General features: G+C 46.5%; 10 protein-coding genes. 9 read left to right on the top strand and 1 reads right to left on the bottom strand.

Annotation, left to right across the window (positions count from 1 at the left end):
- Window positions 1-70: 70 nt before the first annotated feature.
- The 5 genes from tig (at window position 71) to yihA (ending at window position 7,793) form a co-directional block, all read left to right on the top strand.
- Complete coding sequence (tig, locus tag AADZ70_RS08720) at window positions 71-1,345, top strand: trigger factor (RefSeq protein WP_016938760.1); 1,275 nt, start codon at window positions 71-73, stop codon at window positions 1,343-1,345.
- A gap of 271 nt (window positions 1,346-1,616) precedes the next feature.
- Window positions 1,617-2,879 carry an ATP-dependent protease ATP-binding subunit ClpX gene (gene clpX, locus AADZ70_RS08715; protein WP_016938761.1) on the top strand — a complete coding sequence of 421 codons (1,263 nt, stop codon included), beginning with the start codon at window positions 1,617-1,619 and terminating at the stop codon, window positions 2,877-2,879.
- A 148-nt stretch (window positions 2,880-3,027) separates the two neighbouring features.
- A complete protein-coding gene (gene lonB, locus AADZ70_RS08710) occupies window positions 3,028-4,686 on the top strand; it encodes an ATP-dependent protease LonB (protein ID WP_047475531.1) in 1,659 nt (552 codons plus the stop codon).
- 198 nt (window positions 4,687-4,884) lie between these two features.
- Window positions 4,885-7,209: an endopeptidase La gene (gene lon / locus AADZ70_RS08705; RefSeq protein WP_016938763.1), complete on the top strand. Its 2,325-nt coding sequence runs from the start codon at window positions 4,885-4,887 to the stop codon at window positions 7,207-7,209.
- The gene (gene yihA / locus AADZ70_RS08700) at window positions 7,206-7,793 is read left to right on the top strand and encodes a ribosome biogenesis GTP-binding protein YihA/YsxC (RefSeq protein ID WP_016938764.1); all 588 of its coding nucleotides are present in this window, start codon (window positions 7,206-7,208) and stop codon (window positions 7,791-7,793) included. Before lon ends, yihA begins: the two co-directional genes overlap by 4 nt.
- Before the next feature lie 32 nt (window positions 7,794-7,825).
- Here the strand turns inward: yihA and AADZ70_RS08695 are convergent, their stop codons facing one another.
- The gene (locus tag AADZ70_RS08695) at window positions 7,826-8,317 is read right to left on the bottom strand and encodes a hypothetical protein (protein ID WP_326351272.1); all 492 of its coding nucleotides are present in this window, start codon (window positions 8,315-8,317) and stop codon (window positions 7,826-7,828) included.
- A 196-nt stretch (window positions 8,318-8,513) separates the two neighbouring features.
- On the opposite strand from AADZ70_RS08695, the gene hemA reads away from it, so the two are divergent.
- The 4 genes from hemA to AADZ70_RS08675 are packed head-to-tail and all read left to right on the top strand — an operon-like array spanning window position 8,514 to window position 12,468.
- The gene (gene hemA, locus AADZ70_RS08690) at window positions 8,514-9,881 is read left to right on the top strand and encodes a glutamyl-tRNA reductase (RefSeq protein WP_060964633.1); all 1,368 of its coding nucleotides are present in this window, start codon (window positions 8,514-8,516) and stop codon (window positions 9,879-9,881) included.
- A gap of 7 nt (window positions 9,882-9,888) precedes the next feature.
- Window positions 9,889-10,719: a cytochrome c biogenesis protein gene (locus AADZ70_RS08685; protein WP_060964634.1), complete on the top strand. Its 831-nt coding sequence runs from the start codon at window positions 9,889-9,891 to the stop codon at window positions 10,717-10,719.
- 35 nt (window positions 10,720-10,754) lie between these two features.
- Window positions 10,755-11,696 carry a hydroxymethylbilane synthase gene (gene hemC, locus AADZ70_RS08680; protein WP_064777687.1) on the top strand — a complete coding sequence of 314 codons (942 nt, stop codon included), beginning with the start codon at window positions 10,755-10,757 and terminating at the stop codon, window positions 11,694-11,696.
- Window positions 11,686-12,468, top strand: a complete 783-nt coding sequence (locus tag AADZ70_RS08675; RefSeq protein WP_064777688.1) for a uroporphyrinogen-III synthase — start codon at window positions 11,686-11,688, stop codon at window positions 12,466-12,468. Before hemC ends, AADZ70_RS08675 begins: the two co-directional genes overlap by 11 nt.

The raw sequence follows: 12,468 nt of genomic DNA, 5'->3' as shown, positions 1-12,468 counted from the left end.
TTGACAAAGCCGCGGATTGCTTTAGAATGGAAGACCGACACAACCTGAATAGATTTTTGGAGGGAAATACATGTCTGTAAAATGGGAAAAACAAGAAGGCAACGAAGGCGTATTAACGGTTGAAGTTGATGCGGAAACGTTCAAAACAGCTCTTGATGATGCATTTAAAAAAGTAGTAAAACAGGTTTCTATTCCTGGATTCCGCAAAGGGAAAGTTCCGCGCGGTTTATTCGAACAGCGTTTCGGCGTTGAAGCTCTTTACCAGGATGCTTTAGATATTTTACTTCCTGTAGAATACCCTAAAGCGGTTGAAGAAGCCGGCATTGAGCCTGTAGACCGTCCTGAAATCGATGTTGAAAAAATCGAAAAAGGCGAAAGCTTAATTTTCACTGCAAAAGTGACTGTAAAACCGGAAGTGAAACTTGGCGACTACAAAGGCTTAGGAATCGAAAAAGATGACACTGCCGTTACTGATGAAGACGTACAAAACGAACTTAAAGCGCTTCAGGAGCGTCAGGCTGAGCTTGTCGTAAAAGAAGAAGGCGCTGTTGAAAACGGCGATACAGTCGTTCTTGACTTCGAAGGTTTCGTTGACGGAGAAGCATTTGAAGGCGGAAAAGCTGAGAACTACTCACTTGAAGTAGGATCAGGTTCATTCATCCCGGGCTTCGAAGAGCAGCTGACTGGTCTTGAAGCAGGAGCTGAAAAGGATGTTGAAGTAACATTCCCTGAAGAGTACCACGCTGAAGATCTTGCAGGCAAACCAGCTGTCTTCAAAGTGAAAATTCATGAAATCAAAGCGAAAGAGCTTCCTGAGCTTAACGACGAATTCGCAAAAGACATTGACGAAGAAGTTGAAACGCTTGCTGAATTAACTGAGAAAACAAAAAAACGCCTTGAAGAAGCGAAAGAAAATGAAGCTGACGCTAAATTGCGTGAAGAGCTTGTGCTGAAAGCATCTGAAAACGCTGAAGCTGATGTTCCTCAAGCGATGATCGACACTGAGCTTGACCGCATGCTGAAAGAATTCGAACAGCGTCTGCAAATGCAAGGCATGAACCTTGAGCTTTACACTCAATTCTCAGGTCAAGATGAAAACGCGTTAAAAGAGCAAATGAAAGAAGATGCCGCAAAACGCGTAAAATCAAACCTGACTCTTGAAGCGATCGCTCAAGCTGAAAACCTTGAAGTGACTGACGAAGAAGTTGAAGCTGAGCTCACTAAAATGGCTGAAGCTTACAACATGCCGGTTGAAAACATCAAGCAGGCAATCGGTTCAACTGACGCGATGAAAGAAGATTTAAAAGTTCGAAAAGCAATTGATTTTCTTGTAGAAAACCGTTAATATGGTTCATAATAATAGACATAATGAAACAGGGCGCGATTATTTCGTGCCTTGTTTTGTACAATTATGATATAACTCTTTTTCTTGGGGCAAGATAGTCATTGCCGGGCTGTTTTTTGTCATACATATAGAATGTGCAAGCGCGAAACACATTGTTACCGTCTTACTGGAAAGTATGGTAAAATGCAATACATACTCGATCGTAGCAAGAACCGTTTTCTTTTGCCCTTCAGGTAAAAGAAAAAGTGAGACAAGATTAAGGGGTGAAAGAATGTTTAAATTCAACGAGGAAAAAGGACAATTAAAATGCTCGTTCTGCGGAAAAACGCAAGATCAGGTTCGTAAGCTGGTTGCAGGACCGGGTGTATATATATGCGACGAATGCATCGAGCTCTGTACAGAAATCGTAGAGGAAGAGCTTGGTACAGAAGAAGAAGTCGAATTTAAAGACGTTCCGAAGCCGCAGGAAATCCGTGAGATTCTGAATGAATATGTCATCGGACAGGATCAGGCGAAGAAATCACTTGCGGTTGCGGTATACAACCATTACAAACGCATCAACTCCAACAGTAAAGTGGATGATGTCGAGCTTTCTAAAAGTAATATTTCATTAATCGGGCCGACTGGAAGCGGGAAAACACTCCTCGCCCAGACGCTTGCGCGTATTCTGAACGTTCCGTTTGCGATCGCGGACGCTACATCTCTGACTGAAGCCGGATATGTCGGTGAGGACGTAGAAAACATCCTCCTCAAGCTGATTCAGGCTGCAGACTATGATGTGGAAAAAGCAGAAAAAGGCATTATTTACATTGATGAAATCGATAAAGTAGCGCGAAAATCTGAAAACCCGTCCATTACACGCGACGTATCAGGCGAAGGCGTTCAGCAGGCGCTGCTGAAAATTCTTGAAGGAACGGTTGCAAGCGTGCCGCCTCAAGGAGGACGCAAACATCCTCATCAGGAATTCATTCAGATCGATACGACGAACATTCTGTTCATTTGCGGCGGTGCATTTGACGGCATTGAACAAATCATCAAACGCCGTCTCGGGCAAAAAGTCATCGGTTTCGGCTCAGATAATAAAGCGGCAGACCTGGAAAAAGAAGAACTGCTTTCTAAAGTTCTTCCGGAAGACTTGCTTCGTTTCGGTCTGATTCCTGAATTCATCGGCCGTCTTCCTGTCATTGCAAGCCTTGAGCAGCTTGACGAAACGGCACTGGTTGAAATTCTGACTAAACCTAAAAACGCACTCGTCAAACAATACAAGAAAATGTTAGAACTTGATGATGTCGAGCTTGAATTTGAAGGCGAGGCATTATCTGAAATTGCGAAAAAAGCGATCGAGCGTAAAACAGGCGCACGCGGCCTGCGTTCTATCATTGAAGGCATCATGCTTGACGTTATGTTTGATCTGCCGTCCCGTGATGATATTGAAAAATGTGTCATTACCGGATCGACAGTCGCAGACGGTGAAGCGCCTCGTCTTGTATTAAAAGACGGCACAGTTGTCGGCCAAGATAAAACATCAGCATAACATGACAAAACCTCCTGACTCGAATTGATCAGGAGGTTTTTTTTCTTGTCCTGACCCTTCTGAAAATGTTTATTCCGGGCTTTGCTGGGAGATACTAGCGGACAGAGGAATGAATTGGATACATAAATCGTTTTCAGGAGGGACCAGCATGAGTTGGACAGGGATCGCATTATTTGTACAGCTGTTTTTCGGGATAGTCATCGGATTATATTTTTGGAATCTGCTCAAAAACCAGCGTACACAAAAAGTGACGATAGATAAAGAATCAAAAAAAGAAATGGAACAGCTTCGCAAAATGCGCGCCATCAGTTTATCAGAACCTTTATCAGAAAAGGTGCGGCCGAAAAGCTTTCAGGATATTGTCGGCCAGGAGGATGGGATTAAAGCGTTAAAAGCTGCGCTTTGCGGTCCGAATCCGCAGCACGTAATTATTTACGGGCCTCCCGGAGTCGGCAAAACGGCTGCGGCGCGTCTGGTATTGGAAGAAGCGAAAAAGCATAAACAGTCACCATTTCAAAATCAGGCCGTTTTTGTTGAGCTTGATGCGACGACCGCGCGATTTGATGAACGGGGTATTGCCGATCCGCTTATCGGTTCGGTGCATGATCCGATTTATCAGGGAGCGGGAGCGATGGGTCAGGCGGGCATTCCGCAGCCGAAGCAGGGGGCTGTGACTCATGCGCACGGCGGCGTCCTATTTATTGATGAAATCGGTGAGCTTCACCCGATTCAGATGAATAAAATGCTGAAGGTGCTTGAAGATCGGAAAGTCTTTTTAGACAGTGCGTATTACAGTGAGGAAAATACGCAAATCCCGAATCATATTCATGATATTTTTCAAAATGGGCTTCCCGCGGATTTCCGCTTGATCGGAGCGACGACGAGAATGCCGACTGAAATTCCCCCCGCCATCCGTTCGCGCTGCCTTGAAGTGTTTTTCCGTGAGCTGGAAAAGGATGAGCTTAAAACCGTAGCGAAAAAAGCGGCCGACAAAATTCAGAAAGAGATTTCTGATGAGGCTCTCGATGTACTGACCGCATATACGAGAAACGGCCGTGAAGCCGTCAATATGATCCAGATTGCTGCCGGCATGGCGGTAACCGAAGACAGAAAAGAAATTACGACAGAAGATATAGAATGGGTTGTTCATTCCAGTCAGCTCACACCTAAAAATGAGCAGAAAATCGCCGATGAACCGCAAGTCGGCATCGTGAACGGACTTGCCGTATACGGGCCGAACAGCGGCGCATTGCTGGAAATCGAAGTGAATGTCACGCCTGCACAGGACAAAGGAAGCCTGAATATTACTGGGATTGCAGAGGAAGAGAGCATCGGCAGCCAATCGAAGTCGATCCGCCGCAAAAGCATGGCGAAGGGATCGGTGGAAAACGTTCTGACGGTTCTTCGCACAATGGGCATCAAACCTTCGGACTATGACATTCATGTCAATTTTCCGGGCGGAGGCCCGATTGACGGACCGTCAGCGGGTATCGCGATGGCCGCGGGGATTTTTTCCGCGATTCACCGCATCCCTATCGACCATACGGTGGCGATGACGGGAGAGATCAGCCTGACGGGCCTTGTCAAACCGATCGGCGGCGTCATTCCGAAAATTAAAGCCGCGAAACAGGCTGGAGCTAAAACCGTCATTATTCCTTACGAAAATCAGCAGTCCATTCTGAAACGAATAGACGGAATCACCATTAAGGCGGTAAAAACGTTCCAGGAAGTACTTGACGCCATATTGGTTGATCCGCCTTCAGAACAAAAACCGTTTGATATCCAAATGAATAAAGAATCCGTATAAACCCCATTTTTATAATGGGGTTTTTTTATGGAGGACATCTTTTCCTTTTTCAGAACAGAAAGAAAGGGTATACTACGAAGAGACTGTTTTATATACTGGGCAGGCGGTAAGCCGATGAAAGCCCGATCCCGGAATTGTACAACGATGAAAAAGATGTATTATAATGGTTCATACTAAAGTCACGGAGGTGTCAGTCATATGGCAGAAGATACAAAACGCAGCATCCCGCTCCTCCCTTTAAGAGGTTTATTGGTATACCCGACGATGGTTTTACATTTAGATGTAGGCCGGGACAAGTCGGTTCAGGCTCTTGAACAGGCAATGATGCATGATCATATGATTTTTTTAGCCACTCAGCAGGATATTTCGATAGACGAACCGGGTGAAGACGACATTTTCACCGTCGGCACTTATACAAAAATCAAACAGATGCTGAAGCTGCCCAACGGTACGATCAGAGTGCTTGTAGAAGGTATTCAGCGGGCGCAAATCCTTGAATACACCGAACTAGAAGATTATACTTCGGTCGATATACAGCTGATGCATGAGGACGATTCGAAAGACGTCGAAGATGAGGCGCTTATGCGGACGCTGCTGGACCATTTTGACCAGTACATAAAAATTTCTAAAAAAATCTCCGCAGAAACGTATGCGGCTGTGACTGATATTGAAGAGCCCGGCAGAATGGCGGACATCGTCGCTTCTCATCTCCCGCTGAAATTAAAGGACAAGCAGGACATTTTAGAAACGGCGGATATTAAAGAACGTCTGAATAAGGTCATCCGTTCGATTAATAATGAAAAAGAAGTGCTGGAGATTGAGAAAAAAATCGGTCAGCGCGTCAAACGTTCGATGGAGCGCACCCAAAAAGAATACTACTTGCGTGAACAGATGAAAGCCATTCAAAAGGAACTTGGCGACAAAGAAGGTAAAACCGGCGAAGTTCAGTCCCTCACAGAAAAGATAGAAGAAGCGGGCATGCCTGAGCGTGTCAAAGAAACGGCGCTTAAAGAATTGAGCCGTTACGAAAAAGTGCCGTCAAGCTCAGCGGAAAGCTCTGTTATCCGCAATTATATTGACTGGCTCATCGCCCTGCCGTGGTCGGACGAAACAGAAGATAAACTGGATATTAAAAAAGCCGGGGAAATCTTAGACAAAGAGCATCACGGTTTAGAGAAAGTGAAAGAACGGATTCTGGAGTATCTGGCCGTGAAACAGCTGACGAAAACGCTGAAAGGGCCGATTCTTTGTCTGGCCGGACCGCCGGGAGTCGGAAAAACATCTCTTGCAAAATCAATCAGTACGAGCATGGGACGCCGGTTTGTGAGAATTTCACTGGGCGGAGTGCGCGATGAATCTGAAATCCGCGGCCACCGGCGTACATACGTCGGAGCGATGCCGGGCCGGATTATCCAGGGAATGAAAAAAGCCGGCAAACAAAATCCGGTCTTTCTCCTCGATGAGATTGATAAAATGTCATCTGATTTCAGAGGCGATCCGTCTTCGGCGATGCTTGAGGTGCTGGATCCGGAACAAAACAGCACATTCAGCGACCACTATATTGAAGAGACGTTCGATTTATCGAAAGTGCTTTTTATCGCGACTGCGAATAACCTTGGTTCCATACCGGGCCCTCTCAGAGACAGAATGGAGATTATCAGCCTGTCAGGTTATACTGAGAACGAAAAGCTGGAGATCGTAAAGGATCACCTGCTTCCGAAACAGATTAAAGAGCACGGGCTCACAAAGAGCAGCCTGCAGATTCGGGATCAGGCCATTACTGACATTATCCGCTACTATACGAGGGAAGCCGGCGTGAGAACGCTTGAACGCCAGATTGCGGCCATTTGCCGAAAGGCTGCAAAGGCCATTGTTTCTGAAGAGAGAAAACGCATTACCGTTACAGAGAAAAATCTGGCCGACTATCTCGGAAAACGGATATTCAGATACGGACAGGCGGAAACCGAGGATCAAGTCGGAGTTGTCACGGGTCTCGCGTACACGACGGTCGGCGGAGATACGCTTTCAATCGAAGTGTCACTGTCACCGGGAAAAGGAAAGCTGATTCTGACCGGGAAGCTCGGAGATGTCATGAGGGAATCCGCGCAGGCCGCTTTCAGTTATGTCCGCTCGAAAACGGAGCAGCTCGGAATCGACCCGAAATTCCATGAGAAGTATGACATTCATATCCATGTCCCTGAAGGAGCGGTGCCGAAAGACGGCCCTTCTGCGGGAATTACGATGGCTACTGCGCTCGTATCGGCATTAACGGACCGTGCGGTAAAACGCGAAGTCGGTATGACCGGGGAAATCACGCTGCGGGGCCGCGTGCTTCCGATCGGCGGACTGAAAGAAAAGGCGCTCGGCGCGCACAGAGCGGGCCTGACCACGATTATTGCGCCTAAAGATAACGAAAAAGATATAGAGGATATTCCTGAAAGCGTCAGAGAAGGACTGAAATTTATATTTGTGTCTCATCTCGATGACGTTTTGGAACATGCCTTAGTAGGAGAGAAGAAATGAAAGTCACAAAGTCAGAAATCGTGATCAGCGCGGTCAAACCTGAGCAGTACCCTGTTGGGGGGCTTCCGGAAATCGCGCTGGCGGGAAGATCAAATGTAGGAAAGTCATCTTTTATCAATTCATTAATCAATCGGAAAAACCTGGCCAGAACGTCATCAAAACCGGGGAAAACACAGACCTTAAACTTTTACATCATCAATGATGAATTGCATTTTGTCGACGTTCCCGGGTACGGGTTTGCGAAAGTTTCCAAAAGCGAGCGGGAAGCATGGGGGAGAATGATTGAAACTTATATGACGACCCGTGAAGAGCTGAAAGCCTGCGTGCAGATTGTCGACCTCAGGCACGCGCCGTCTGCTGAAGACGTGAACATGTATGAATTCCTGAAGTATTACGGCATTCCCGTCATCGTCATTGCGACAAAAGCGGATAAAATTCCAAAAGGAAAATGGGACAAGCACTTAAAGGTTGTCAAGCAGACGCTTGATATGGACCCTGAAGATGAGCTGATTTTATTTTCCTCTGAAACAAAAAAAGGAAAAGATGAGGCATGGGGAGCCATTAAAAAAATGATCAGCCGGTAATGAAAAACCCAAAACGCAGTGCGTTTTGGGTTTTATCGTATAGTTTTGTTCCGCTTAATAAACAATAATAAAAGGCTGATTCCGATGAAAACATACGGCCAGTATGTTTTGAAATGTTCGGTCGGAATGTGGACGGACTCCAGCCACGCCGTAATTTGTTTAAAGAAGTATAAAAAGAGGGAAAAACCAATCATGGCAGCCGCTTCGTATACATATTCTTTTCTGGCAGCCGCAAATAAGGAGAACCCGAATACAAAGAGCAGCATTTCAAAATCTCCCGGCCACCATGAGAGTTCAGGTTTGGCGAAAAAATGCAAACCTATACCGAACAAAAGCATGCCGATTAGGACGTGAGATCCCGCCGCTTCCTTTTTGCCTTGATACAAGAGTACGGCGCCTAAAAGCATAAGGAGCACCGGCCATTCTCCCTGATTTGCAAACAGGTGAACCTGTCCGCTCTGAAGCCAAGCGAATAATGAAGCGGCAAGCAGAAGTCCCGGTAATAAAATTGATGTTTTTTTCATCCTGTCACCTACCCGCAGTAAAGGATTTTTAGTATGATGATTACAGAGGAAACGAAGCTTTTTATACTATAGCATAACATGTTTGAAATCTGTTCACATTTTCACGAAGAAACTATGTTATAATCATTATAAATAATGAATTCTATGTTAGAATGATTATAAATAAAATGCGATGTACGGGGGTGCATGAAAGGCTATGCATATTCTTGTTGTGGGAGTAGATTATAAATCCGCCCCTATTGAAATACGCGAAAAAATAAGTTTTCAGCCGGATGAGCTTGCAGAAGCGATGCTCCGTTTAAAAGAAGAAAAAAGCGTTCTTGAAAACATTATCGTGTCAACCTGCAACCGCACTGAAATATATGCGGTGGTCGACCAGCTTCATACCGGCCGTTATTATATAAAAACATTTTTATCCGAATGGTTTTCTCTGCCGAAAGAAGAGCTGTCTCCGTTTCTGAAATTTTATGAGAGCGACGCGGCGATTGAGCATTTGTTCCGAGTGGCGTGCGGTTTGGATTCCATGGTCATCGGAGAAACGCAAATCCTCGGCCAGGTCCGTTCGAGCTTTAAAACAGCGCAGACAGAAAAGACAATCGGCACCATTTTCAATGAGCTGTTTAAACAGGCGGTGACCGTCGGTAAACGCACGCATGCTGAAACCGATATCGGCGCCAATGCCGTATCCGTCAGTTACGCAGCCGTTGAACTCGCCAAAAAAATCTTCGGCTCTCTGTCAAATAAGCACATTTTGATTCTCGGTGCGGGAAAAATGGGCGAGCTTGCCGCAGAAAACCTGCACGGCCAGGGCATAGGAAAAGTAACGGTCATCAACAGAACGTTTTTAAAGGCAAAAGAACTTGCTGACCGTTTTTCCGGAGAAGCGCGCAGCTTAAACCAGCTTGAACATGCACTTGCTGAAGCTGATATTTTAATCAGCTCGACAGGCGCAAGTGATTTTGTCGTGTCTAAAGATATGATGGAGAGAGCGGGCAGACAGCGGAAGGGCCGCCCGTTATTTATGGTGGATATCGCTGTTCCGAGAGACCTTGATCCTGCGCTGAACGATCTTGAAGGTGTTTTTCTGTACGATATTGACGACCTTGAAGGAATCGTTGAAGCCAACTTACAAGAACGCCGTGAAACCGCTGAAAAAGTCGAGCTGTTCATTGAAGCGGCAATTGTTGAGTTTAAGCAGTGGCTTAATACGCTCGGCGTTGTGCCGGTCATTTCGGCGCTTCGTGAAAAGGCGCTGTCTATCCAGTCCGATACGATGCAGAGCATTGAGCGCAAGCTGCCTCATCTGACGGTAAGAGAGAAAAAGCTTCTCAGCAAACATACGAAGAGCATCATTAACCAAATGCTGCGCGATCCGATTCTGAAAGCGAAAGAGCTTGCGGCTGAAGCGGATTCTGAGGAAAAGCTGAAGCTGTTTATGCAGATTTTCGATATTGAGGATGAAGCCGGCCGTCAGCTGGACAAAAGCCTGGATAACCGCCAGACGGTTCATTCGCTTCAAAAGGCAGAAACAAAAACGGGCTTGCGTCCGCTTGTAAGTGAGTGAGCGCTGTATGATTGATACAGCAATGGCAAGGCTTAATGAAGCGACAATTGTGATTTACGCAATAAGCGTCCTTTTTTACTTTATAGATTTTCTTCAACACAACCGGAAGGCTGGGAAAATGGCCTTCTGGTTGCTTTCTATTGTCTGGACTCTGCAAACCGTCTATCTTTCTTATTTTATGTGGCAGACGGGCAGATTTCCGGTCTTAAATATTACAGAGGCCCTTTACTTTTATGCGTGGGTGCTTGTTACGCTCTCACTTGTTGTCACGCAGATCCTGCGGGTTGATTTTATCGTGTTTTTCACGAATGTCATCGGTTTCTCGATGATTGCGATCCATACATTTTCACCGACGGATCAGCATTCGGCCGCCTTTTCCGGCCAGCTGGTCTCAGAGCTTTTGGTCATTCATATTACAATGGCGATTCTCTCATACGGCGCATTTTCCCTTTCTTTTGTCTTTTCGCTTCTTTATCAGTTTCAATATTCTTTATTAAAGAAGAAAAAATGGGGAAAATGGCTGTTGAGAATTGAAGATTTGTCAAAACTTGATTATATGGCTTACGTTTTAAATGTCATCGGGGTCCCGATGCTGCTGTTAAGCCTGATATTAGGCGTGATCTGGGCGTATGTGTCTCTGGAAACGCTGTACTGGTTTGATTCAAAAGTGCTCGGCTCGTTTATTGTGCTGCTTTTATACAGCTACTATTTATATATCAGAATGATTAAGGAACTGCAGGGAAAAGTGGCGGCGTTATGGAATTCAGCATGTTTTCTCGTGCTGATGATTAATTACTTCCTGCTCGGAAGCCTGTCGCAATTCCATTGGTTCAGTTAACGTCACGCGCCCAAACAGATTCGGGAGGAAAGAAAATGAGAACGATTAAGGTAGGTTCCAGACGGAGCAAGCTGGCTATGACCCAGACAAAATGGGTGATTAACAAACTGAAGGAATTGAATCCTTCCTATAACTTTGAAATCCGGGAGATTGTCACAAAAGGCGACCGCATCCTCGATGTCACGCTCTCAAAAGTGGGCGGCAAAGGTTTGTTTGTCAAAGAGATTGAACAGGCGCTGCTGCATCAGGAGATTGATATGGCGGTCCACAGCATGAAAGACATGCCCGCTGTTTTGCCTGATGGTCTTGTCATCGGCTGCATACCGAAACGTGAGGATCCGCGTGATGCGCTGATTTCGAAGGGGCATCAAAAGCTGGAGGACATAAAAGAAGGCGGCATTATCGGCACCAGCAGTTTAAGAAGAAGCGCCCAGATTCTTGCTGAGCGTCCTGATCTTACTATTAAGTGGATCAGAGGAAACATAGATACGAGACTTCAAAAGCTTGAGACGGAGGATTACGATGCGATTATTTTAGCTGCTGCGGGTCTTTCAAGAATGGGCTGGAAAGATGATGTCGTATCTGAATTCCTCGAACCGGACCGCTGTCTGCCTGCGGTCGGCCAAGGCGCTCTTGCCATTGAATGCAGAGAGTCGGATGAGGAGCTTTTGAAGCTGTTTGCGCAATTCACCGATGAGTATACGCAGCGCACGGTGGCAGCCGAACGGGCTTTCTTACACGCGATGGAAGGCGGCTGCCAGGTGCCGATTGCCGGGTATGCGTCCGTCAATGACAGGGATGAAGTTGAGCTGGTCGGTCTGGTTGCGTCTCCGGACGGAAAGACGATTTATAAAGAAACAGCGGCGGGACATGATCCGGAAGAAATCGGGAAACGCTGTGCGGCGATGATGTCTGAAAAAGGAGCCAAAGCCTTAATCGACAGCGTGAAACAGGAGCTCGATCAGGATGGCAAATGACCTTCCTTTACAAGGAAAGACCGTGCTTGTCACCCGGAACAAAAGACAGGCCGCTCCGTTTCGAAAAAAAGTGGAGGCGCTCGGCGGAACGGCTGTTTCCGCTTCGCTGATCGCTTTTCAGGAAGCGCTCCCGGATGAATGCGCGGACAGTCTCCGGGAAGACCTTTCTGAGCCGGGATGGCTTGTGTTTACAAGCGTAAACGGCGTCCGGTTCTTTTTTTCCTACCTTGATCGGCACGGTCTTGCGCTTTCCGGACGGAAAAAAATCGCAGCCGTCGGTGAAAAGACTGCGCGCGCCTTGAAAGAGCGGGGAGCCGGGACGGATGCGATGCCTGACGAGTATGTGGCCGAATGTCTGGCTGATACATTAAAACGGCACGCATCAGCTGCCGAACCCATTTCAGTGATAAAGGGCAATTTATCACGCGATGTCATAAAAGCGGAGCTTGAGCCGCTTGGCTATCAAATAAGGGAATGGGTATTGTACAATACCATTCAGGATGAACAAGGCATGGACGAGCTGAGACAGGCTGCATCCCGCTCTCATTTTGATTTTATTACATTTACCAGTTCATCGGCGGTGCATACGTTTATGCATGCGGTCGGAAACGGAGAAAAAGCGTGGGGAAACAGCGGTGCGAGCTATATCAGCATCGGCCCTTTGACAGAGAAAGCCCTATTGGAATACGGGATCTCATCCCATGTGCCTGACACTTATACGATTGAAGGCATGCTTGACGTCATGTGCAGCATGTCGGGAAAGGATAGATAA

Source organism: Bacillus sp. YBsi01 (genome assembly GCF_038406745.1).
In the GTDB taxonomy this organism is placed as follows: Bacteria; Bacillota; Bacilli; order Bacillales; family Bacillaceae; genus Bacillus; species Bacillus siamensis.
The sequence above is the reverse complement of the archived record's forward strand: the minus strand, read 5'-3'. Positions and strand labels throughout refer to the sequence as shown.